Origin of the sequence: Nonomuraea turcica (assembly GCF_030718205.1) — a bacterium.
GTDB lineage: Bacteria > Actinomycetota > Actinomycetes > Streptosporangiales > Streptosporangiaceae > Nonomuraea.
Genome location: NZ_JAUZQF010000001.1, coordinates 277,375 through 300,647 on the forward strand (window position 1 = coordinate 277,375; position 23,273 = coordinate 300,647).

The following is a 23,273-nucleotide window of genomic DNA, read 5'->3' on the forward strand; positions in this document are numbered from 1 at the left end:
CCAAGGTGCGGCGGTGACAGCCCGCCGGTTCCGCCGGTAGCGGTGGGACGACTCGGTGTGATTCCGGGCCACGCGGTGACACCCCGCCACCTCTCGGGCCTTGCTCACGGCCCCTGACTCCTTCGTGTGGCGAGGATCGTCCTTGCCGCTGTCGAGAGGTGGTGCCGGATGTTCACCGGGCACATTCAGGAAGTCGGAACGGTGGTGGCCGTCGACCGTGCGCGTATCGCGGTCAGAGCGCCCAAGGTCACCGCGAGCGGGCTGGGTTCGATCTGCCTGAACGGCGTCGGGCTGATGATCGCCCAGACCGATCACGAGACGGACGTGCTGGAAGCCAGGCTGACGGGCGAGACCCGCCGCAGATCGACCCTCGATCAGATCCAGCCCGGCACGCGGGTCAACGTGGAGGCGCCCTTGGCGCTGGGCGACCCGCTGGGCGGTCACCTGGTCCAGGGCGCCGTGGATGGCGTGGGCAAGGTCGTGAGGGTCGACGACGAGGGCGGCACACGGCGGCTGTGGATCAAGCCGCCGGAGCGTTTCCTCCCGCTGGTCGTCCCTAAGGGGCAGATCGCGGTCGACGGCGTCAGCCTGACCGTCGCCGAGGTGTCGCGTGACCGGTTCTCGGTGGCGCTTATCCCCATGACGTTGGAGGCCACCACGCTGGCGGAGTTGTCGGCCGGCGATCGCGTGAACCTGGAGTCCGATCTGCTCGCCCGCCTGGCGCGGCGCTGGCCGTCAGGCCCGGGGCGAGCGGTGGGCGAGGTGGTCGCGGCGCTGCCGTGGGCGGGACGGGTCTGGGGCAGGCAAGGCGTGCAGAAGGCGCTGGCGCAACTCGCGTCCGGGGGAGCCGTGGTGATCTGGGATCCCGACCGGGAGGGCGAGGGCGATGTGATATTCGCCGGGGCGCGGTTGCGGCCGGAAGCGTTCACCTTCCTGCTCACCCAGGTCTGCGGTCATCCGACCGTGCCGTGCGCGCCCGAGGTCCTGGACCGTCTGGAAATCGGGCCCATCCCTGGACCCGGTGATCGGCATGGCACCCGGCCGCACGTTCCGGTGGATCTGGCCGCCGGAACAGGCACCGGGGTGTCGGCGGCCGAACGCGCCGCGACCGTACGCCGCCTGGCCCATCCGGAGTCCAGGCCGGCCGACTTCCTCCGGCCGGGGCATGTCTTCCCCCTGGCCGCACGCCCTGGAGGGCTTGCCGAGCGTGCCGGTCACACCGAGGCCACCATCGCCCTGTGCGTGGCGGCCGGGCTACCGCCGGTCGGGGTGTGCTGTGAGGTCATGAACCCCGACGGAACCATGGCCAAGGCGGCCGAACTGGAGCTGGCCGCGCTGCGCTGGGGTCTGCCGCTGCTCGACGTGGACGACCTGAGGAAGCACCTGTGATCACGGCGGGTCGCGACCTGTATGACGATCCCCGCTTCTTCGAGGGCTACCGCCGGCTCAGGGATTCCGGCGCCGGGATCAACGACGCCATCGAGATCCCGGCCATGAGCCGCATGCTCCCTCCCGTGGCGGGCGCCGCCATCGTCGATCTGGGCTGCGGGGCCGGCGCGCTCGCCCACCGGCTGGCCGACGCCGGAGCGGCGCACGTCCTGGCGGTGGACTCCTCCCAGCGGATGCTGGCGCTGGCCACCCCGCATCCGCGGGTCCGCTACCTGCACGCAGACCTGGACGAGCTCACTCTGCCCGCCCACTCCGCCGACCTGGTAGTCAGCAGCCTCGCCCTGCACTACGTCGCCGACTACCCGGGACTTGTCCGGCGCGTCGCACACTGGCTGCGACCGGATGGACGGTTCATCTTCTCCATCGAACACCCCATCTGCACCGCCGCCGATCCGATGACCGGCTGGCGGAAAACCGGCGAGGGCACCGTCTGGCCCGTCGACGACTACGCCTCCGAAGGGCCCCGGACCCAGAGCTGGATCATCGAGGGCGTGGAGAAACACCACAGGCGGCTGGCCACGCTGATCGGCGGCCTGCTCGACGCCGGCCTGGAACTGACCGGTATCGACGAACCCGTTCCCGGCCCCGCCATTCTCCAGAGCCATCCTCACCTGGCCGAACATCTCAGACGCCCGCCGCTGCTGCTGCTGGGAGCCCGGCGCAGAAAGGTCGATCCGGTAGACGGAGCGGAATGACGAGGTTCGTGAACGCCAACCCGTACCAGACGATCGGCTTCGGCTACTCCCGCCACCGGCGCCCCGACCCCCGTATCGCCGACCAGATCGACCAGGCCCTGGGATCCGCCCAGACGGTGATCAACGTTGGCGCCGGAACCGGCTCCTACGAGCCCCGCAGCCGGCGGGTCACCGCGGTGGAGCCGTCCACGGTGATGATGCGCCAGCGTCCCCCCGGCTCCGCGCCGGTCATCCAGGGATACGCCGAGAGTCTCCCGTTCCCTGACAAGTCGTTCGACGCCGCGATGGCCATCCTCACCGTCCACCACTGGACCGACGCGGCCGCGGGCCTCGCCGAGATGCGCCGGGTATCCGGCCGGCAGATCATCCTCACCTGGGACCCCGCCGTCACCGCACGATTCTGGCTGGTCGAGGAGTACCTCCCGGAGATCGCCGAAGCTGACGCCGGACTCGCCTCTGTGGACGTTGTCCAGACCTGGTTCCGGCGCAACGGCGCACGGGTGAGCGTCGTCCACGTGCCGGTGGCCGCCGACTGCACCGACGGCTTCCTGGGCGCGTACTGGCAACGCCCGCACCGCTACCTCGACCCCCAGGTACGCGCCGCAATCTCCGCGCTGGCAAACCTCGACCAGCACCTTGTCGAGTACGCGATGCGACGCCTCGCAGTCGACGTCGCCACCGGACGCTGGCATGACCGTCACCGCCGCCTCCTGGCCGTCGGCACCCTCGACTTGGGCTACCGCCTCGTCATAACCACTGATCCGGCCACGCCGACCAGCCGGACAGGCGGTCTGCTGCCGAATGTGACCTGAGCGCCAAGGTAGCTCTGCGTGATGATGGTGGTGACAGTGCTCTGATCTTGCTGGTGCGGGAGGCCGGTGCGGCGCAAAGGCCGGCACAGATGAGGCCGGCGCACTCTCGTCCAGTCGGAAGGAGCCGAGGCGTGGGAGGGAACGCGATGATCGCGGTCGACGTGATGGACGGCATCGGGGTCGTACGACTGGCCCATGGCAAGGTCAACGCCCTGAATCTGGAGCTGTGCCGGACGATCGAGCAGACAATGCGCGATCTGGACGACCAGCGGGGACCCGTGCGGGCCGTGGTGGTGACCGGAGCCGGACGGGTGTTTTCGGCGGGCGTTGACCTCAAGCGTGTCGTGGACGGCGGCGCCGCGTACGTGGCGGAGTTCCTGCCCGCGCTCAGCGGTGCCTTCCGATCCGTCTTCGACCTGGGCAAGCCGGTGGTCGCCGCGGTCAATGGGCACGCCATCGCCGGTGGCTGCGTGCTCGCCGCGGCCTGCGACCACCGGATCATGGCCTCCGGGAGCGGCACGATCGGGGTTCCCGAGCTGCGGGTCGGGGTGCCATTCCCGCATTCGGCGCTGGAGATCATGCGATTCGCGCTGGGCCCGGTCGGCGCCCGCCGTGCGATCTTCGACGGTGCCAACCACGAGCCGGACGCGGCCCTGGCCCTGGGCCTGGTCGACGAGCTGAGCGACCCGGACGCCCTGCTGGACCACGCGATGGCCGTTGCCGGCCGCATGGCCACCGACATCCCGGCCGACACCTTCCGCTGCACCAAGGCGCAACTCCGGCAGGAGGTGAACGAGCGGCTCGACCGTGTTACGGAGCGAGCCACCGTGGAACTGTGGACGACGGCGGCAACCGACGGCCGGATCCGGGCCTTCATGGACCGGACAGTAGGCCGCTCAGCCGACGGCACCTGAGGAGGAGACATCGCCTTGCCGATCATTGATGTCTGGGCACAACATCCGACGCGGCGCTTCATCCAACACGACATGTTCGACTCGCTGCGCAACTGGTCCGGCACCTCCCTGCCACTCGACCAGCCGCCGCTCTCCGTCACCGTGGCAGCCATGGACGCGGCCGCCGTCGACCTGGCCCTGATCAGCGCTTGGTACGGGCCGGAAGGCGCGCTGATCTCCAACGACGAGGTGGCCGCCTTCGTCGCCGAGTCAGGCGGTCGCCTGGCCGGGGTCGCCTCCGTCGACCTGCGCAAGCCGATGGCGGCCATCCGCGAGCTCCGGCGGGCGGTCACCGAACTCGGCTTCAAGGCGTTGCGCATCGTGCCTTGGTTGTGGGAGCTGCCGCCCACCGACCGCCGCTACTACCCGCTCTACGCCGAATGCGTCGAGCTCGGCATCCCGTTCTGCACTCAGGCGGGCCACACCGGCCCGTTGCGTCCCTCCGAGCCCGGCCGGCCCATCCCGTATCTCGACCAGGTGGCGCTGGACTTTCCCGAGCTGACGATCGTGGCCGGGCACATCGGCTATCCGTGGACCACCGAGATGATCGCGGTGGCCACCAAGCACCCCAACGTCTACATCGACACCTCCGCCTACACCGTTCGCCGCTATCCCGCCGAGCTGGTCGCGTACCTGAAGAGCCACGGCCGGGGCAAGGTGCTGTTCGGCACCAACTACCCGATGATCACACCGCTCAAGGCACTGGACGAGCTGGATCAACTCGGGCTGGATGAGGAGACCCGTGCCATGTTCCTCCACGGGAACGCCCGGCGCGTGTTCCAGACCGGGTGATCAGCTCGGTGAGATCGCCGGGCTGCTCCGCGACCATGTTGTGGCCCTCAGGTCAGTCCTGGGAGCCTGGACAGCTCGGCGCGGGAGGAGACGCCCAGCTTGGGGAAGGCCTTGTACAGGTGGGAGGCGACCGTGCGCGGGCTGAGGAAGAGGTGCGCGCCGATCTCGCGGTTGGAGGCGCCGGTGACGGCCAGCCGGACCACTTGGAGCTCTTGCGGTGTGAGCACGTTCAGGGGATCTGCGGTACGGGCGTGGTCGGGCAGGGAGAGGCCGGTGGCGCGCAGTTCGGCGGCCGCGCGGTCGGACCAGGGGGCCGCGCCGAGTTGGTCGAAGGCGTCCATGGCGGCTTGGAGCTGGGTGCGTGCCTCGGCGCGCCGCTTGTGGCGGCGCAGCCATTCGCCGTAGAGCAGGCGGGTGCGTGCCTGGTCGAAGGGCTGCTCGGCCTCGCTGTGCAGGGCCAGCGCCCGCTCATACAGTTCCACGGCCTGGCTGTCGGGGGCCAGCAGCGCACGAACCCGATACAGGACGGCAAGCGCCCTGGATCGGCCGGTGGCCTCGGCCCATTCGGCGTAGAGTCTCAGCGGCTGCTGGGCGCGGTGCGGATCCCCGACCCGGACGGCGGCCTCGATGTAGTCGGGCCAGGAATAGCGCCACAGGAAGGCGTGGCTGGCGGGACCGGACATGGCCCGGTCCACCCGGTCGAGCATCGCTTCGTAGCGGCCCAGCGTGAAGTCCAGAGCTGCGAGGGCGTACTCGGCCCAGCAGTATCCCGGCATCCACCGGCGGTGGCCGGCCTCCCAAATGGCCTGCTCGGCCATCGCCGCGCATTCCTCCTGCGCGCCGGCGATCGCGGACAGCCAGGCGTGCACGCCCGCCAGGTAGCTGCCCCATTGCGGCTGGCCGACGTCGGCGGCCAGGGCCAGACCGGCGGCCACCGCGGAGCGTGCGGAGCGGTGGTGTCCGTTGAGGAGCTGCGCGATGGTGAAGATCGTCATGGCCTGGGGCAGGCGTCCCAGACGTCCCTCGGCCCGGCAGTCCTGGACGATCTGGGCCGAGCCCTCCAGCATGCCGTCGAGGTCGGCGCGGACCATGCTCTGGTAGGCGATGATGAAGCGCAGCTCGAACGGTATGCGTTCGGCCTGGTCCGGCATCCGGTAGGTGAGCGTGGTCACGGCGTCACCCTCCAGGATCAGGCGGAAGGCGTGGTTGAACGTGCGCACCATAGCGGCCAGCCCGTCGCCGTCCGGGCACAGCTCTTCGGTACGGCGGGCCAGCGCGACCTGGTCGGGGTGGGCCGCGCTGGCCCAGGTGTAGAAGCCCGCCAGGCTGAGCAGCGACAGCTTGACGGACAGGTCGCCGACCGCTTCGGCGCCCTCGTGCAGCAGGCGGACACCGTCCAGCGGCCGGCCCGCCTCGATCTCCAGCTTCGCTCTCACCAGGGCCAGCTCGGCCGGCACGGCCTCCTCCAGCGTTGTCTCCTCCGCCAGCCGCCGCGCCCGGTCCACCAACACACGCGCACGCTCCCACAGGCCTGCCTCGGCCGCGGCCGCGGCTGCGGCCGTCCACCGGCGTACGGCCTCGCCGGGATCGGCCGACAGCTCGGCCGCGCGCGCGTAGGCCGCCGACACCGCCGTCTGCCCGCCCCGCTGCCGGGCGCGCAGCGCCAGGCTCTCCAGCTGCCCGGCCACCTCCTCATCGGGTTGCCGGGTGACGGCGGCCAGGTGCCAGGCCCGCCGATCCTCATCGACCGTCTCGGCCAGCGCCCGGTGCGCGGCCATCCGGGCGGCGATGTCACAGCCCAGCAGCACAGCGGTACGCACCAGCGGATGGTGGAAGACCACACCCCCCAAACCCACCCGCACCAGGCCCGCGCGCTCGGCCTCGGCGAAGTCGGCCAGCGAGGCCCCGAGCAGGCCGACCGCGCCCGCGAGCACGTCCAGCTCGTCATGATGATCGAGCGCCGCCACCAGCAGGCAGCAGCGGGTGGCCTCAGGCAGCGCCGCGATCCGATCGTGGAAACCCGTCAGCACCCGGTCCGTCACCGGCTGCGCCGCACCCAGCGAGAACGACAACGGCACGACGGCGCCCCGGCGCTGCTCGGCGGTGAGCATACGGGGCAACTCGACCAGCGCCAGCGGGTTACCCCCGGCCTCGGCCACCACCTGATCGCGAACGGCCGGCGGCAGATCCGCCGCCTGCTCAGCGAGAACCTCCCGAGCCGCCTCGGCATCCAGCGTGCCCAGCCGCAACTCCGGCAGACCCCGCGCCGGAAAATCACCCTCCCGCGCGCCGAACAGCACGACGACAGGCTCGGCATACAGACGGCGCGCAGCGAACAACAGCGCGTCGGCCGACTCACCATCCAGCCACTGCGCGTCGTCGACCACGCACACCACCGGGCCCGCCGCCGACAGCTCCACCAGCAGGCTCAGCGTCGCCAGCCCAACCAGGAAACGATCACCCCGAGTCGCGCCGCCGAGACCGAGCGCGCCACGCAACGCCTCCGCCTGCTGCGGCGGCAACGCCTCGATGTGATCCACGACCGGGCGCAGCAGCAGATGCAAGGCCGCGAACGGCAGATCCGCCTCAGACTCCACACCGGTCACCCGCAACACCCGCACCCGCGCACCCGCCACGCAGGACTCCAGAAGAGCCGACTTGCCAATGCCCGCCTCGCCACGCACCACCAGAGCACCGGACCGGCCGTCCAGCAGCCCGCCGATGACGGCCTGCTCCGCCTGACGCCCGTACAACATGGCACTCCAAGAACGCCTTGTCCCTAACGTGACCTGTGGGAACGTTATCGCTTGCCGAACGTTGAGGACGATGCGGGGAACCGTCACTCCTGCGCCCTTTCCGATCGTGAGGATCCTATGGAGGGAGTCGGTGACCACGGTTCGCCGCCGAGGACATGGCGGCCCTCGTGTTCGACTATCGCGGCTTCGGAGAGAGCGGTGGCGAGCCGCGGCGGCTCGCCGACATCGGCGGTCAGCAGGAGGACCTGCGGACCGCCATCGCATTCGCTCGCCGCAGCGAGCACGTCGACCTCCGCGGCGTCACGCTGTGGGGCAACTCGCTCGGCGGTGCCCACGTCATTTCCGTCGCCGTTCGCATGAGGGCAGCCCCAACCTCCGGCTGCCCTCGCCCATGCCCGTCCGGCTACTTCGGCGCTGCTCACCTTAGCGGCGCGCTCTCTGGCGCCGCCGTCCGGCGTTCTCAGGCCGCGTTCGGTGTGGCCGCACGGCTGGGGACAGCGTCCGGTCGAGGTAGTCGGCCACGACCTGGGGGTCGTCGGTGCGCACGGCGATGTATCCGTCGGGGCGGATCAGGACCAGGGTGCCGGGGCGAACCCGGTAGAGCCGGGGTGCCTCCTGGCCGACGAGGGCCTTCGGGCACCCGGTCTGGCCGGAGTCGGCGACCTGCAGGGTGCTGACGTGTGGGCCGTGGAGGGTGGCGAGGGGATGGGTGGTTTCCACGCCGAAACCCAGAAGGGTCCAGTGCGTTCCGCGGGTGACGTCGAAGAGGCGGAGCGGGGCGCCGTCGGGGGTGGTGCCGCGGGCGTCGGGTGCACGGCCACCGGCCTTGGGGCCGCGGCGCGGGCCACCGGCGACGGTCAGGGGCGAGTCGGGGTAGGCGATGTCGAGCTGGCTGGTCTTGGCCAACAGGCGGCTCATGACGGCGGGCCGCTTGATGAGCGGGAAGAGCACATGGTCGCGCAGGAACCGGCGCACGCCCTTGAGCATGAAGATGGATTCGAAGCCGCGGGAGCTGCCGGCCAGGACCTTGGCCGCGACAGGGATACGCTCGGCCCCGTAGGTGTCAAGGATCGCCTCGGACGCGCCGGCGAGGGCCGCGGCCAGCTTCCAGCCGAGGTTGTAGGCGTCCTGGATGCCGGTGTTCATGCCCTGGCCACCAGCGGGGGAGTGCACGTGGGCGGCATCGCCGGCCAGGAAGACGCGGCCATACCGGTAGCTATGGACCATCCGGGCGTTGAAGCGGTAACGCGACAGCCAGGTTGCATCGCTCAGCGTCACCTCGGCCCGGCCGGACCTCTCGCGGAACAGCTCGCTGAAGAGCTCCAGGGTGGGCTCGGCAACCTCGCCGTCGGGGCCGGGAAGCACGCTGGCCTGGTACTGCCAGGCGCCCTCGGCGTTCGGCAACGGCGCGACGGCCAGGTACGAGCCGTCCTCGCCGAACCAGGCGTGGGAGGCGTCCGCGGCGAGGCCGTGGATATGCACGTCGCCGACGAGGAAGAACTGGTCGGTGCGGGTGTGCCCGTCCATCGTCGCGTCGAGCAGGTGCCGGACGATGCTGTGCCCGCCGTCGCTGCCGACAAGGTAGCGGGCCCGGACGATCTGGCCGTTGGCCAGCGTTGCGGTGACGCCGTCCTCGTCCTGGGTGAAGGCACTCAGTGCGGCGCCGTAGAGCACCCGTCCGCCGAGAGCGGTCAGCCGGTCGCGCAGGATCTGCTCCACCCGCCACTCCGGCAACATCACCAGGTCGGGATACGGCACGCCCGGCCGTGCTCCCGTGGCAGTGGCGGTGGCCAGTTCTACGGTGAGCTCGTGTCCCTGGTAGACCCGCAGAGGCAAGCCGACGGTGCCGTTGGCGAGGATCTCATCGATCACGCCCAGATCGTCCAGCACCTCCAGGCTGCGCGGCTGGAGCCCCTTCCCACGCGATCCGATCGCGGGCGCCTGACCGGCATCGACCAGCAGGTGATCGATGCCCCGTCGGGCGAGCTCGACGGACAAAGTCAGACCGGTCGGGCCGGCGCCCGCTACCAGGACCTGAGTGATGCCGGTTGTCATCGGCGTTCCTTTCACCCGAAAGCAGTCCACTACAACGTAGTACGACGCTGTAGTACTACGTTGTAGTACGACGCTGTAGTAGAGTCAAGGCGTGCCGAGGGAAAGTGATCGACGCGAAATGCTGGCCGACACCGCGATGCGACTCATCGACGAGGTCGGCCTCGCGGGAGTGACCCACCGCGCCATCGACGCGGCCGCCGGCGTTCCGGTCGGCACCACCTCCAATTACTTCCGCACCCGGTCCGCCCTCTACGAGGCGATCGCCCACCGGATCCTGGATCAGCAGCTCGCTGCCCTGCAGGCCGCACCGGCGACGCCACCCGACCGCGAGGACCTCGTCGACAGCCTCACCGCCGCCATTGACGATGGGACCGGCCCGGCACGCAACCGCTACCTGGCCCGGTTCGAGCTGTCCCTGGAGGCCGCCCGCAACCCTCGGCTGGCCGCGCTCATGCGCGAACTTCGCGCCGTGACCTTGCGCATCCGCACCGCCCAGATCCGCGCCGTCCACCCCGCCGCCACCGACGAGCAACTCGACGCCCTCGGCTCCCTGCTGACCGGAGTGACCTTCGACCGCATCACCGTCGGTGTCCCCGGGATGGACACCCGGGCCCTCGTCCAGGCCCTCGTCGCAGGGTTTCTGCCGGCAGAGGGTAGGAGTGAACCGTAAGTCACCTCCGTGGTCCGCTCCGGCGGGGGAGAGGCTCACAGTCGGCGGCAGCACCGCTGAAAAACCAGGCCGGCGGCGCAGCGAGGATGAACGATCAGACTCGCTCACATGTCCGGCGGGAACCAAGCCTGAAGGTTCTCCGGATTAATCGGCAGAGAGATGTGTTCGTGCGTGATCAACCACTTGCCGCTGATCCGTCGGCAGCAAACGGTCGATCGCGCCCATATCGCGCTCTTGAGCCCGTTCGTGCGCTCCCCGGTGTCCAGGTGAAGCATGTGCGCGAAGGCGACATCTCCGCTTGTCGCAATGGTGAGGTCGTGCGTTTTCAGGCTGATGGGTCCGTCGTATCCATCGAACCATCGCACAAAGTTGCGGCGGACTTCTTCGGTCCCGATGAACTGGAGAGGGGGTACGACATCGTAGTAAACGATGTCGGAAGAATAAAGTGACATGAGTGCATCGATGTCCTTTTTCTGGCTGGCATCGACTCGACTCTCCAAGAGCGCCCTAACTTCGGAATCGTTCGAAGTCACTTCATCCTCCATTCAACAACTTCTGACCGCTGAGCGGCCTTTGTGGTTTCAATAGTCTCGACGACGCAGCCCTGCAGAATGTGAGGTGCCACGCTGGATCAGGCGGTGCGGCCGGCCTTGAGCGCGGCCGCGATGTCGACGACGCGGCGGGCCTGGTGACGTGCCGCCGCCAAGGTCACCTCGGTGGGCGCCCCGATACCGGCCACGTGGGAAGTGCCGTAGGGATTGCCCGACTGGAACTGGATGGGGTCGGTGTAGCCGGGGGGCACGATGACGCCGCCCCAGTGGTAGAAGGTGTTCCCCAGCGCCAGGATGGTGGATTCCTGCCCACCGTGGGCGGTGCTGGAGGCAGTGAAAGCCGAATACACCTTGTCCGCGAGCTTGCCCTGCATCCACAGGGGACCTGTGGATTCGATGAACGCCCTGAGCTGGCTGGCCGGGTTGCCGAAGCGGGTAGGGGCGCCGAACAGCACCGCATCAGCCCACCCCAGATCCTCATGGTCGGCCTCGGCCACATCGGCGGTGTCCTTGAGATGCTGGGCCCATTCCGGCCTGGCGCCGATCGCCTCCGGCGGCGCCAGTTCGGCGACCTTCCGCAGCCGCACGTACGCGCCGGCCTTCTCGGCGCCCTCGGCGGCGGCCTGCGCCAGAGCGTGCACGTTGCCGGTGGCGCTGTAGTAAATGATCGCGACGTTAACGGGTTCCACGATCGGTTGTTTCCTTCCTGGTCGATCTCGAGCGATACGACGAGGTGGCACTGCGAAATGTGAGGCGACGCGCCAACCTCACATTCGAGGAGGCTGTCTCGTCGGCATGATGAGTGCAGATGCGACAAGGAAGGCTGGCCGGCGACACCATGAGCATCACATCCGCGGCAGGAACCTGTTGGCTCGACCCGAGCCTGAGCGCGATCATGAGCGAGCGGCGTCAGCTGATCAATCTTGCGTACCGGCTCCTCGGCTCGCTGGCCGATGCCGAGGATGTCGTGCAGGAGACCTACACCCGCTGGTACGCCATGTCCCGTCAACAGCAGGAGGCCATCGAATCGCCGGGCGCCTGGCTGACGAGGGTCGCCGGCCGCATCTGCCTGGACCAGCTCGACTCGGCGCGGGTCAGGCGGGAGCGCTACGTGGGCGAATGGCTCCCCGAGCCGCTTCCCGACCACAGAGAGTGGACCAGCGGCGGCGTCCCGGCAGACCCCGCCGACCGCGTCACTCTCGACGAATCGGTCAGCATAGCCTTCCTCGTCGTACTCGATTCGATGACTCCGGCCGAGCGCGTCGCATTCGTGCTGCACGACGTCTTTCGATACCCGTTCGCCGAGGTGGCCGAGATTGTCGGCCGTACGCCGGTGGCATGCCGCCAGCTGGCCTCCTCCGCCCGCCGCCGCATCGACGCCTCGCGGACGCCCGCAGCACCGACGGCCCAGCAGGCCAGCATCGTCAGGGACTTCAAGCAGGCGTGGGAAGCCAAAGACATCAACACCCTCATCGGCCTCCTCGACCCCGACGCCACCGGAATCGCCGACGGCGGAGGCCTGGTCAGCGCCATGCTTCACCCGATCGAGGGCAGCGAGCAGATCGCGCGCTACTTCCTCGACGTTGCCGTCAGAGCACCCGGCATGACGATGACGGAGCGCACGGTCAACGGTCAGCCCGGCCTGGTTCTCCAGCTAGGCGAGGCCACCACGGCGGTGCTGGCGTTCGACATCGCCGGCGACCGGATCAAGCGCATCTGGGCCGTACGCAACCCCGACAAGCTCCGCCCGTGGACGGCAGGCTGATCATCCGGGCCGATCGCGGTTCGTCGGTGATCCAAACCGAGCACCGCCGGCAGCGTCACCAACCGATGCGGCTCAGCGGGTCCGGTAGCGCGCGTAGATCAGTCCGCTGTCGAAGGCACGCTCCTCGACCAGCTCCAGATCGAGGCGCACACCGTCGGGGAAGAACCGCTTGCCGCCGCCGACCACGCTCGTGGTGATGAACAGGTGGTACTCGTCCACCAGGCCGGCCGCGATCGCCTGGGCCGCGAGGTTCGGGCCGTCGACAGTGAGGTCGTGATCAGCCTCGGCCTTGAGCTTGCGCACCGCGTCCGGGTCGAAGGTCCGCTCGATCCTGGTCTTCGCGCTGGACACCGACTCGAGCGTCGTGGAGTACACGATCTTCTCTGCGGCCTGCCAGTCGCGGGCGTACTGCAGGATGTGCGGCGGCTGGTCGGGCTCGGTGTGCGCGGTCTCCCAGTAGACCATCGTCTCGTACATCCGTCGGCCGTAGAGGTACGTGCCGACGGGGCGGAAGAGGTCGTTGATGAAGGTATGCACCTCCCGGTCGTCGGCCCCGGTGCCGAGGTCGCCCTCCGCCGCCTCGGCGTAGCCGTCGAGCGAGGTGATCATCGAGTAGATGAGCTTTGCCATGCGTCTCCTTCGGGTACGAGCGCGTCAGTCTGTCAGCGGTCCTGCAAGCTGTGACCTCCGCACGACCCGAAACTCATCGATCGGCTGGCCTGGCCGGTTCCGTCAACCGTCAGATCCCGGACGAAGCGCACCTCGGGCTTCTGGCCGACCACCTGGCCACCGTGGCATGGTCACCTCGATCAGCCGCCAGCACCTGTCATCCACCCTTTCGCCACGGGGAGTCCCGACCGCCGGCCGACCGAGGCCGAGGAGGCAGGCGGATTAGTGTGCGGTGGCCCGGACGGCGTCCACGATCAGTTCGGCGACACGTTCGGGGTGAGCGAGCATCACGAGGTGCGAGGACTGGACGTTGATGGTCGTCATGCCGGCTCGTTCGTAGCCGAAACGCTCGACGTCGGGGTTGATGGTGCGGTCGGCCGTGGCGACCAAGCCCCAGGAGGGCTTGGTCTTCCAGGCTGCGGCCGGGGCCTTCTCGGTGAAGGCCTGCGCAGCCAGCGGGCGCTGGGAGACGGCGAGGACAGAGGCGAGGCCGGGGTCGACGTCGGCGGCGAAGACCATCGGGAACTTGTCGATCTGGACCGACACGTCGGTGCCGGCCTCGGTGGAGCCCTCGATCGGGAAGGGCGTGTAGACGAGGGCGCCGGCGAGGTCGGAGTCGGGGAAGCGGCCCTGCAACTCGCCCAGGCTCTCGCCTTCCTCCAGGGCATAGCCGGCCAGGAAGACCAGTGCCTTGACGTTGTCTTCCATTCCGGCGACCGTGATGATCGCGCCGCCGTAGGAGTGGCCGACCAGGATCACTGGACCGGGCACCTGGCGGACGAACGAGGCGATATAGGCGGAGTCGCCGAGCAGGCTGCGGTTGGGAACCGCAGGGGCCAACACGTTGAGGCCGCGGGCGATCAGTTTGGGGATGACGCGGGCAAAGCTGGACGCGTCGGCGAACGCGCCGTGGACCAGGACGACGGTCGGGCTGTCAGGACGGGACATGGCACAACTCTCTCTGTGTTGACGTGGTTCGATCGGCCGACGCTGACCCGAGGTCAGGGGTTCGCTGCCTCTGGTGGTGCTGAGGCGCGGACGCTGTCCTTGGGGCAGCTCATGTGGGTAAGGAGTGCAGTGTGTGGTTCGCCTGGGTGGCGGCCGGACACGCCTGTGCCGCCCCCGCGGGCAAAGCGCGGCGGGGCGGACAGAGGCATTTTCACGGGACCGGACGGGGGAGCGGGGTGTTGACGAGGTGCTCGGCGAGGAACCAGACGTGGGCTTCGCCGGTGCGGACCACCTGCGAAACGAGGAGGTCGTTGGTGCCGTCGTCGCCCATGTCGGCGGCGCGCACAGCAGCGGCGCGGCCGTCGATCAGAATCGACTCGTGGGCACGCAGCATGCGGGAGAGCATCGCAGGCACCTCCTCGGTCCCGTCCGGAGGGCGGGGGATCGAGGTGATCTCCGCGATGTGCCGCGGATCTCCCACGGCTACGCCGCCCAGGCTTTGGATGCGCTCAGCGAGTGCGTCCACCAGCGCGAGCTGCTCTCCGGCGTGCTTGTCGAAGAGCTGGTGCAATTGGTAGAAGGTGGCGCCGCGCACCGTCCAGTGGTGCTTCTTGTAGAGCGAGTACAGGACCTGGGTGTCGGCGAGCAGCCGATTGAGGCGCTGGCAGGAGTACGCCCGGGTGGCGTGGGACAGGCCGATCGGGAAGAGTCTGACGGTCCCGAAGGCCTGCACCTCGGTGCCGTCAGGCTGGAGCATCGGCTGGCTGCTCGTCGGGGTGGTCGTTTCCATGGCAGTGTCTCCTGGTAGTGGCGGAGTGACGCCGTCCGTCTTGGCCGGATCGCGGTTCGCACGAACGGCGGACAGGTGGGCAATCAGCCCCTGTGATGCGCATGCGGGATACGCATGGTCATACGAATCGCGCGAGGTCCGGCTAATCGGTCGGCGCCGCCGGGCGGTGCAGGAGGATCCGGGTCAGCAGCCCGCTGCCCAGCCCGACCGTCACAGCGACGGCGGACCACCAGGCCGAAACCGGCAGCAGGCCGATCAGCTGGTCGGCGGACCACTGCCCCGGCCCGGTGGCGGCGAGGACGGCGGCCGTGGTGATGAGGACCAGCGGGTACTCGTAGCCATCCTTTTGAACCCACAGGCCGTGGCGCCATTTGACGGTGAGTGCCACCGTCATGACACCGATGACGCCGGCGGCGGCGAGCGGGGTTGCCAAGCCGGCCGCCAACAGCAGACCGGAGCCGATCTGACCCGCCCCGGCGGCCAGAGCGGTGAGGGGGCCGCCGCGGAAGCCGTCTTCGCGGAACTCGCGGGTGCCGCCCTCCAGCCCTTTGCCGCCCAGGTGGAAGCTGATCTTCTGGATGCCGTGTGCGGCGATCAGCAGCCCGGTCACCAGGCGCAAGATCAGCAGACCGAGGTTCAGCAGCGTGGGGCTCACCGGCCACTCCGTGGTGCGGTGCGGTGGCTGTGGCGGGGCATGGGTCAGCCCGCCGCGTGCGCGCCAATGACGGTCTGCGCGTACAAGACCCCGAGACCATAGGCGCCGGCGTGTTCCTTGACGATCTCCATGACCGTCCCGTACGTCTCCTGACGGGCCCAGTCCCGCTGCAGCTCCAACAGGACCTGAACCCAGGTGACCGGGACCGCGCCTGCGGCGGTCATGCGCTGGATGGCGTGCTCGTGCGCTTCGGAGCTCACACCGCCGGAAGCGTCGGCGACGACGTAGACCTCGTAGCCCTGGCCGAGCGCCGAAAGCGCCGGAAGCACCAGGCACACCTCGGTCCACAGGCCGGACAGGATGATCTTCTTACGGCCGGTCGCCTTGACGGCCTCGACGACCGACGCGTCCTCCCATGCGTTCATCGTGCTGCGGTCGAGGACCTCGTTCAGGGGGAAGACCTCGGTCAGCTGCGGCAGGATCGGGCCGGAGAAGGACTCCGCGGCGACGGTGGTGAGCACCACCGGAACGTCGAAGGCCCGAGCGGCCTTCGCCAGACCGACCGTGCTGTTGATGATGGCGGCGCGGTCGCCGCTGCCCACGCCGAAGAACATCTGCGGCTGGTGGTCCACGAAGAGCATGACCGCGTTGTGCGGAGTGAGCAGGTCAGGGCTGGGGACGGGCTTCACCTGGGCGAAGTCGACCATGACGATTTCCTCTCTGACAAGGCGTGATCCCGCCCGCACGGAATGCGGGGCGGAGAGCGGCGACCTCTCGGGGTTGCCGCGGGATAAGGTGCGGACCATTCCCTGCCGCACCGGATGGGGCGGGAGTCGGCCTGGCGCCGTGTCGATCACGCTAGCCCGGCTCGGCTGGTCGTTTCTTTCCTCATGGTGGCCTTTGCTGTTCCCGGACTGCACGGCACAGGACGTGCCCGCCCGCCGCCGTGGTTTCCGCGTGAGAGGCGAGCTGAGTGGCGACACACCCGCGCCGACCTTCCGTTATGCGCAGTTGTACTCTGTGATGCGGTGTTCGGGAGGCGGCGACCGCATCGCAGGGCGGGGTGGCATGGAGCGGTCCAGTTGTGATCTTCGTTTCGCGGTGCTCGGGCCCGTACGGGCCTGGCGGAACGGGTCGGAACTCGAGCTCGGGCCCCCACAACAACGAGCCTTGCTGGCACTGCTGCTGGCAGGCTCGGACAGGGCGGTGACTGCCGAGGAGATCGTGGACGCGCTCTGGCGGGACGATCCCCCGGCGAGCGCGGTCAACATCGTGCAGCGCTACGTCGGCAAACTGCGCAGACTGCTCGACCCGGAGTTGCCGCCGCGTTCGGAGGGGACTCTGCTGGTGCGCAGCGGGGGCGGATACCGGCTGGGGGCGGCGGCCGACGACGTGGACCTGCTGGTCTTCCGCCGCGGTGTGGAAAAGGCCCTGCGCGCGGATGCGGCGGGAGACCCTGAGCTGTGCGTGCGGCTGCTGGTGGAGGCGCTCGACCTGTGGCGAGGGCCGGTGGCGGCCAACGTGGAGGTGGACGTCCGCACCCATCCGGTGTTCGTCGCGCTGGAGCGGGAGTACGTGAGCGCGGTGCGCCAGGCGGCGGACGTGGCGCTGCGCGCCGGCTCGGCCGAGCGGGCCTTGGTGGCGGTGCAGCGGGCGGCTGAGGCGTACCCGCTGGACGAGTCGTTGCAGGCCAGGCTGATCCGCATGCTCGCGGCCACCGGACAGCAGGCGGCCGCGTTCACGGTCTTCCACGCCCTTCGGGACCGGCTCGCGGACGAGCTCGGCGTCGACCCGGGTCCTGAGGTGCGTGCGGCGCACGACGCCGTCCTGTCCGAGCTCGCCGCACCTCCTGCCCAGCCTGCCCAGCCCGGAAGTCCCGTGCCAGGGCTTCCCGCGGTGGTGCCGGCCCAGTTGCCCGTGGACGTGGCGACCTTCACCGGCCGCCATGAACAGGTCGCGGAGTTGCTCGATCGGGTGTCCGGCGCCCACCGGACCGTCCTCATCAGCGCGATCGGCGGCATGGCCGGGATCGGCAAGACCACGCTGGCGATCCACGTCGCGCACCGGCTCGCCGGCCGTTTCCCCGACGGCCGGCTCTACGTCAACTTGCGCGGCTTCGACCCGACCGACGCACCCCTGGCCCCGGCCGACGTGCTGCACGGATTCCTGGAAGCGCTCGACGTGCCGCCCGAGCGCGTGCCGTCGGGTCTGGACGCGCGCGCGGCGCTGTTCCGCAGTCTGCTGGCCGGGCGGCGGATGCTGATCCTGCTCGACAACGCACGGGACACGGCGCAGGTGACGCCGCTGCTGCCGGGCACCCCGGGCGCACTCGTCCTGGTGACCAGCAGGAACCACCTGCTCGGTCTGGTCGTCGCGCACGGCGCGCACGCGCTCGTCCTCGACGTGCTGACGGCCGAGGAGGCACGCGACTTCCTGGCCCGGCGGCTGGGCGGCGACCGGGTGACGGCCGAGCCGGACGCGACCGAAGAGATCATCGCCCTGTGCGCGCGGCTGCCGCTCGCGCTGGCGATCGTGGCGGCCCGCGCCGCCGCGAACCGCGCCTTCACCCTGTCGTCCATCGCGGCCGAACTGCGCGACGGGGACGGCAGCCTGCACGCGTTCACCGGTCCCGACGCGGCCATCGACGCCAGAGCCGTCTTCTCCTGGTCCTACAAGACGCTCAGCGAGCCGGCAGCCCGCCTATTCCGGCTGCTCGCCGTGCACCCCGGCAGGGGCGAGGTGGGCCTCGACGCGGCCGCCGCGCTCGCCGCCGCCCCGGCCAGGACGTTGCTGGCCGAGCTGGTCGCGGCCAACCTCCTCACCGAAACGTCGCCCGGACGGTACGCCTTCCACGATCTCCTGCACGCCTACGCCGCCGAACTCGCCGACGAAGGCGAAGGCGGGCAGGCCCTGCGGCGGGTGCTCGACTACTACCTGCACACAACGCATGCCGCCCACCGATTGATCGCACCGTTCGCGAAAAGGATCACGGTGGAGCCGCCCCTGCGCGGTGTCCCAGAGACACACTTCGCCGACGAGGAGCAGGCCGAGGCTTGGCTACGAACCGAGCATCGCACTCTGGTCGCCGCGGTACAGGCGGCGGCGCGGTCCGGGTTCGACACACATGCCTGGCAACTGGCCTGGGCACTGACGGAGTTCCTTGAGCGGAGGGGCTATCGGGAAGAGGCGCTGACCACTCATCGGACGGCGGTCCAGGCCGCCGAACGGCTGGGGGACCTCGGCGCGCAGGCTCACGCCTATCACAGCCTGGGCGGCGCGGCGAGCGACCTGGGGCGCACGCAGGAGGCGCTCGAATACGTCTCCCGCGCGGTCGAACTGTTCGGCAAAGTGGGCGATCTCGACAACCAGGCGCAGGCCATGCGCTACGTCTCCTACGAGCTCAACAAGCAGGGACGGACCGCGGAGGCGTTGGCCCTCACTGAGCAGGCGCTTGAGCTGTTCACCGTCAGCGGCGACGCTCGCGGGCGGGCGACCACGCTCAACGACGTCGGCTGGTACCACATGCAGCTCGGTCACTTCCAGCAGGGCCTGGAACTCTGCCAGAGCGCGGTCGAGCGACTGGCGGAGCTGGGATTTCGCCGGGGCGAGTCTGCGGCCTGGGACAGCGTCGGGTACGCCAGGCACCGGCTCGGGCAGTTCCAGCAGGCCATCACCGCATACCGGCGTGCCGCCGAGCTACGCAACAGCATGGGTGCGCGTTATCCCGAGGCATCGTCGCTCGGGAGCCTGGGGGATGTGCACCTGGATGCCGGAGAGCGCGAGGCCGCACGTGAGGCGTGGCAGGCCGCCCTGACGATTCTCACCGACCTGCGCCATCCCGCGGCAGAGGAGATCAGGGCCAAGCTGGCGGCTCTCTGAACAGCCCTGTCACAGATCTCGCACAGTTCATACACAGGGTCCTTCCTAGGCTCGATATGCCTAGGAAGGACCTACTTCATGTCTGCTCGTGCGATGAGCCGTGCCGGGGTGCGGAGCGCCAAGCCGCCCTCGCCCGTCTCGCCCATCCGCCTTTCGCCGTGCGCGCTCGTTACGCCGCCGGCGCGGTCATGCACGGATGCCGCCTTCCGGCCAGGTATAGCAGTCCGCCCTCTTTTGGGTCGGTTGCGGGTGCGTGTCACTCTTGCTGAGGGGAGCGCAGGTTGAGCATGGTGTTGACGACCGCTTCCGTTCCTGACCGCGACAAGGTCGCCTACTGGAACGACGTGGTAAGCAGAACACTGGTGCCGATGACCGTCGTCCCGCAGAGCGACGGGCCATTCGACGGCAGGATCACGACCGACCGCCTCGGGTATCTCCGGGTCTCCACCATGGAGGCCGACGCGAAGCGGATCAGCCGCACGCCGACGCTGATCGCACGCTCGTCGGAGGCGTACGTGGCGATCGGTGTCCAGGTATCGGGCACAGCAACGTTGATCCAGGATGGCCGGCGGGCCGAGGTGGGCGAGGGCGATCTGGTGGTGTACGACACGACGAGGCCGTACTTCTTCGACTATCCGCAACGGTTCTCCACGCATGTCTTCCAGCTGCCCCGCCGTGTGCTGGGCGTTGCGGAGGCCCACATCCGGCAGGTCACCGGCACCGCCGTCGGCACCGCGGACGGCTTCGGCTCGATGCTGGTGCCTTTCCTGGCCACGCTGGCCGCCTCGGCCCACGCCTACACGTCGGCCGTGGCGGACCGATTGGCGGGCAACGTGGTCGACCTGTTCTCCACTCTGGTGGCCGAGCGGACCAACCAGGGCACCCCGGAGGCGGACACCGCCCGCGCCCATCTCGTCCTGCAGGTTCGCGATCACATCAACCGGAATCTGGGCGATCCCGATCTGTCGCCGGAGAGCATCGCGCAGGCGCTCCGGATTTCCGTCCGCTACCTGCACCGGATCTTCGAGGGTGAAGGGATCACGGTTGGCCGGCTCATCCAGCACAGGCGTCTGGAGGAGTGCGGGCGCGAGCTGGCCCGCCGCGGCAGGACGGTGCCCACGGTGTCGGCCGTGGCCCAGCGATGGGGGTTCGTCAATCCCGCCCACTTCAGCCGTTCCTTCCGCGCCGTCTACGGGGTTTCCCCTCGTGAATGGCGCAACCTTCGCGTCGCCGAAGGAGATGGTAGGCCGGGGCCGGGCTCCTTCGCGGAGATTCGCCTGCCCAGCACCGATCAGCGGTGACCTCCGCGCCCGGCTTGTTGTGAACGGCAGGTGGCCGCGACGATGTCCAGCCGCGGACTGACGATGGGCTGTCGAGCAGGTAAAGTCCCCGTTCGAAACAGTGAGAGCCGCCACAGCTCCTGGCGGTGCTGCCCCGGGCCAGCGACCGGTGGTATCGCGACCGCCGATCGGCCGGGGCACGTGGTGCACCTAAAGAACCCATTGGACTCAGGCCTTGGTGGCCTTTTTGGCAGGAGACCATGTGAGCGACACGGCTTCGCCGTTCGATCGGCACCCGGTCCTGGATCGCCCTTCCCGGGCGTTCCTGGACGGCCACGTTTGCCTGTCGTCAGTGGGCGGTGCGGATCTGGACGTGAAGCAGGCGCGACTGACCCTGGTCGAACTGCAGGGCGGAGACCGTCTCCCCGAGGACGCGGACACATCGGCGGAGTGGTTCGCCCTGCCGGGCGGTCCGACCGGACATGTGCGGGTGCAGGTGGTCAAGCCCGCCGACAGCGTCGGCGACATCCCCGTCGTGCTGTTCCTGCACGGCCTGAGCTGGTCCGTGGGGGACGTCGGCACACACAAGCGCCTGGTACGCGAATTCGCTCTCGGCACGGACGCGGCCGTGGTGTTCGTGGAGTACGAGCGCGCCCCAGAGGCTCGATATCCGGTCGCCCTCGAGCAGTGCTACGCCGCCGCGAAGTGGATCTGCGACCGAGGCGACGAGATCGGCCTGGATGGCAACCGGATGGCCGCGGTGGGTGACTCGGCGGGGGGCAACCTGGTGGCGGCGCTGACCCTGCTCGCCAAACAACGGGGAGGGGTACGGCTGGTGCAGCAGGTGCTGTTCTGCCCGATCACCGACGCCGCCTTCGACACCCCCTCGTACCGGGAGTTCGCCGAGGGATACCTCCTCAGCCGCGAGACCATGCGCTGGTTCTGGGACCAGTACCTGCCCGACGTACGGCGGCGGAGCGAGGTCACCGCGTCACCGCTGAGGGCTTCCCTGGAACAGCTCACCGGCCTGCCTCCGGCGCTGGTGGTCACCGGTGAGGCCGACGTGGTCCGCGACGAGGGCGAGGCATACGCGGCCAAGCTGCGTGCGGCCGGAGTGCCGGTGGTGTCCATGCGCTACCACGGGACCATCCACGGCTTCATGGTGCTCGATCCCCTCCACGACACGGACGCCGCCCGCGCCGCCCTCATCCAGGCCATCGACACCCTCCACGTCGTCCTGCACCGCTCCCACGGCTGACTTCTCGTTACCCAGGCACGGACGTGACGTGTGACATCCCGCCCCACGGTCCTCTGGCCCACTAACGCCATGTCGGGGTGGCAGGGCTGACGCGAACGACCTGACCCGGCCGTGGTCCGGCCGCCGCCCGCCGCCGTACGCCAACCGTAGGCCCGCGAGATAGTGCCAACGCTCCCACCAGCGCACCGGCATGCGTCCCCTCGTGGCACTTCCGGGCAAGAAGCAGTGCGCTTCAGGGCAACAGGCGGCAAGAGATCCCTCTAACGTCATGGGCATCACGGGCTGGCACATGTCACTAACGCCCGGCCCCGGCCACCGACAGCAGCCCGATGCGGTCCGCCCAGCGCCCTTCCTCCTACCGGCCTGGGCGTGGTCCTGAGCGCGCGCACCGCTACCACCATTGAGATCTAAGGAGCAGGTCCATGCCGTACATCACCGTTGGTCAGGAGAACTCCACCTCCATCGACCTTTACTACGAGGATCACGGAACCGGGCAGCCGGTCGTCCTCATCCACGGGTTCCCGCTCGACGGACACTCCTGGGAACGGCAGGCAACCGCGCTGCTCGATGCGGGCCACCGCGTGATCACTTACGACCGGCGTGGTTTCGGCCGTTCCAGCCAGCCGACGACCGGCTACGACTACGACACCTTCGCGGCCGACCTGAACACCGTGATGGAGACCCTCGATCTGCGGGACGCCGTCCTGGTCGGCTTCTCTATGGGCACCGGTGAGGTCGCCCGGTACGTGTCCGCCTACGGCACGGCCCGCGTGGCCAAGGCCGCCTTCCTGGGAGGGCTGCCTCCCTTCCTGCTCAAGACTGACGACAACCCGGCCGGGGCCGCTCCGAAGGAGTTCTTCGACGGCGTGATCGCGGCCGTCAAGACGGACCGCTACGCGTACTACAGCGACTTCTTCAAGGACTTCTACAACCTCGACGAGAACCTCGGCACCAGGATCAGCGACGAGGCGGTCCGCAACAGCTGGAACGTCGCGGCGGGCGGCGGCTTCTTCGCCGCCGCTGCCGCGCCCTCGACCTGGTACACCGACTTCCGGGCCGACATCCCGGCCATCGATGTGCCGGCCCTGATCCTGCACGGCACCGCCGACCGCATCCTGCCCATCGAGGCCACCGCACGAGCCTTCCACCGCCTGCTGCCCGCCGCGACGCTCGTGGAGATCGAGGGCGCCCCGCACGGCCTGCTGTGGACCCACGCCACCGAGGTCAACCAGGCCCTGCTCGACTTCATCAAGTGACCCGGCGGCCCATCCGTACCCCGCCGTCTCACGACAATAA

General features: G+C 69.3%; 20 protein-coding genes and 1 pseudogene. 12 read left to right on the forward strand and 9 right to left on the reverse strand.

Translation table 11 applies throughout. The features are described 5' to 3' along the window. The first annotated feature begins 168 nt into the window (after window positions 1-168). The 5 genes from Q9G87_RS01340 to Q9G87_RS01360 all read left to right on the forward strand — a co-directional run bounded on the left by Q9G87_RS01340 (window position 169) and on the right by Q9G87_RS01360 (window position 4,701). Entirely contained in the window at window positions 169-1,389 is a 1,221-nt protein-coding gene (locus Q9G87_RS01340; RefSeq protein WP_305914292.1) for a riboflavin synthase, read from the forward strand. Beyond that, complete coding sequence (locus Q9G87_RS01345; protein ID WP_305914293.1) at window positions 1,386-2,144, forward strand: class I SAM-dependent methyltransferase; 759 nt, start codon at window positions 1,386-1,388, stop codon at window positions 2,142-2,144. The genes Q9G87_RS01340 and Q9G87_RS01345 overlap by 4 nt, the downstream gene beginning before the upstream one ends. Next, the gene (locus Q9G87_RS01350; protein WP_305914294.1) at window positions 2,141-2,956 is read left to right on the forward strand and encodes a class I SAM-dependent methyltransferase; all 816 of its coding nucleotides are present in this window, start codon (window positions 2,141-2,143) and stop codon (window positions 2,954-2,956) included. The genes Q9G87_RS01345 and Q9G87_RS01350 overlap by 4 nt, the downstream gene beginning before the upstream one ends. 131 nt (window positions 2,957-3,087) lie before the next feature. After that, window positions 3,088-3,870: an enoyl-CoA hydratase/isomerase family protein gene (locus Q9G87_RS01355; protein ID WP_305914295.1), complete on the forward strand. Its 783-nt coding sequence runs from the start codon at window positions 3,088-3,090 to the stop codon at window positions 3,868-3,870. Between the two features lie 15 nt (window positions 3,871-3,885). Beyond that, complete coding sequence (locus tag Q9G87_RS01360; RefSeq protein WP_305914296.1) at window positions 3,886-4,701, forward strand: amidohydrolase family protein; 816 nt, start codon at window positions 3,886-3,888, stop codon at window positions 4,699-4,701. A gap of 47 nt (window positions 4,702-4,748) precedes the next feature. Here the strand turns inward: Q9G87_RS01360 and Q9G87_RS01365 are convergent, their stop codons facing one another. After that, entirely contained in the window at window positions 4,749-7,457 is a 2,709-nt protein-coding gene (locus Q9G87_RS01365) for a helix-turn-helix transcriptional regulator (protein WP_305914297.1), read from the reverse strand. Window positions 7,458-7,612: 155 nt separating this feature from the next. Here Q9G87_RS01365 and Q9G87_RS60500 point away from each other — a divergent pair. Continuing rightward, window positions 7,613-7,759 (forward strand): annotated as a pseudogene (locus tag Q9G87_RS60500) (alpha/beta hydrolase); the annotation flags it as partial. Window positions 7,760-7,880: 121 nt separating this feature from the next. On the opposite strand, the gene Q9G87_RS01375 reads toward Q9G87_RS60500, so the two are convergent. After that, window positions 7,881-9,512: an FAD-dependent monooxygenase gene (locus Q9G87_RS01375; RefSeq protein WP_305914299.1), complete on the reverse strand. Its 1,632-nt coding sequence runs from the start codon at window positions 9,510-9,512 to the stop codon at window positions 7,881-7,883. A gap of 91 nt (window positions 9,513-9,603) precedes the next feature. Here Q9G87_RS01375 and Q9G87_RS01380 point away from each other — a divergent pair, with 91 nt between their 5' ends. After that, window positions 9,604-10,182 (forward strand): TetR/AcrR family transcriptional regulator, encoded by a 579-nt coding sequence (locus Q9G87_RS01380; RefSeq protein WP_305914300.1) that lies wholly within the window; start codon window positions 9,604-9,606, stop codon window positions 10,180-10,182. A 104-nt stretch (window positions 10,183-10,286) separates the two neighbouring features. Here the strand turns inward: Q9G87_RS01380 and Q9G87_RS01385 are convergent, their stop codons facing one another. Next, a complete protein-coding gene (locus Q9G87_RS01385) occupies window positions 10,287-10,727 on the reverse strand; it encodes a YybH family protein (RefSeq protein ID WP_305914301.1) in 441 nt (146 codons plus the stop codon). A gap of 86 nt (window positions 10,728-10,813) precedes the next feature. Further along, a complete protein-coding gene (wrbA, locus tag Q9G87_RS01390) occupies window positions 10,814-11,422 on the reverse strand; it encodes an NAD(P)H:quinone oxidoreductase (protein WP_305914302.1) in 609 nt (202 codons plus the stop codon). 206 nt (window positions 11,423-11,628) lie between these two features. On the opposite strand from wrbA, the gene sigJ reads away from it, so the two are divergent. Continuing rightward, a complete protein-coding gene (gene sigJ, locus Q9G87_RS01395) occupies window positions 11,629-12,498 on the forward strand; it encodes an RNA polymerase sigma factor SigJ (protein ID WP_305914303.1) in 870 nt (289 codons plus the stop codon). A 72-nt stretch (window positions 12,499-12,570) separates the two neighbouring features. Here the strand turns inward: sigJ and Q9G87_RS01400 are convergent, their stop codons facing one another. The 5 genes from Q9G87_RS01400 to Q9G87_RS01420 all read right to left on the reverse strand — a co-directional run bounded on the left by Q9G87_RS01400 (window position 12,571) and on the right by Q9G87_RS01420 (window position 16,267). Next, window positions 12,571-13,128 carry a dihydrofolate reductase family protein gene (locus Q9G87_RS01400; protein ID WP_305914304.1) on the reverse strand — a complete coding sequence of 186 codons (558 nt, stop codon included), beginning with the start codon at window positions 13,126-13,128 and terminating at the stop codon, window positions 12,571-12,573. A 261-nt stretch (window positions 13,129-13,389) separates the two neighbouring features. Next, entirely contained in the window at window positions 13,390-14,115 is a 726-nt protein-coding gene (locus Q9G87_RS01405) for an alpha/beta hydrolase (RefSeq protein WP_305914305.1), read from the reverse strand. Window positions 14,116-14,326: 211 nt separating this feature from the next. Next, entirely contained in the window at window positions 14,327-14,905 is a 579-nt protein-coding gene (locus Q9G87_RS01410; RefSeq protein ID WP_305914306.1) for a Dps family protein, read from the reverse strand. Between the two features lie 142 nt (window positions 14,906-15,047). After that, window positions 15,048-15,560, reverse strand: coding sequence for a DoxX family protein (locus Q9G87_RS01415; RefSeq protein ID WP_305914307.1), 513 nt, complete (start codon window positions 15,558-15,560; stop codon window positions 15,048-15,050). Between the two features lie 44 nt (window positions 15,561-15,604). Further along, a complete protein-coding gene (locus tag Q9G87_RS01420) occupies window positions 15,605-16,267 on the reverse strand; it encodes a hydrolase (protein ID WP_305914308.1) in 663 nt (220 codons plus the stop codon). A 361-nt stretch (window positions 16,268-16,628) separates the two neighbouring features. Here Q9G87_RS01420 and Q9G87_RS01425 point away from each other — a divergent pair, with 361 nt between their 5' ends. From Q9G87_RS01425 to Q9G87_RS01440, 4 genes are all read left to right on the forward strand, one after another. Continuing rightward, window positions 16,629-19,439 (forward strand): AfsR/SARP family transcriptional regulator, encoded by a 2,811-nt coding sequence (locus Q9G87_RS01425; protein ID WP_305914309.1) that lies wholly within the window; start codon window positions 16,629-16,631, stop codon window positions 19,437-19,439. 287 nt (window positions 19,440-19,726) lie between these two features. Further along, complete coding sequence (locus Q9G87_RS01430) at window positions 19,727-20,740, forward strand: AraC-like ligand-binding domain-containing protein (protein ID WP_305915109.1); 1,014 nt, start codon at window positions 19,727-19,729, stop codon at window positions 20,738-20,740. A gap of 241 nt (window positions 20,741-20,981) precedes the next feature. Next, a complete protein-coding gene (locus Q9G87_RS01435; RefSeq protein ID WP_305914310.1) occupies window positions 20,982-21,977 on the forward strand; it encodes an alpha/beta hydrolase in 996 nt (331 codons plus the stop codon). Between the two features lie 422 nt (window positions 21,978-22,399). Continuing rightward, window positions 22,400-23,233, forward strand: a complete 834-nt coding sequence (locus Q9G87_RS01440; RefSeq protein ID WP_305914311.1) for an alpha/beta fold hydrolase — start codon at window positions 22,400-22,402, stop codon at window positions 23,231-23,233. The last annotated feature ends 40 nt before the right edge of the window (window positions 23,234-23,273 follow it).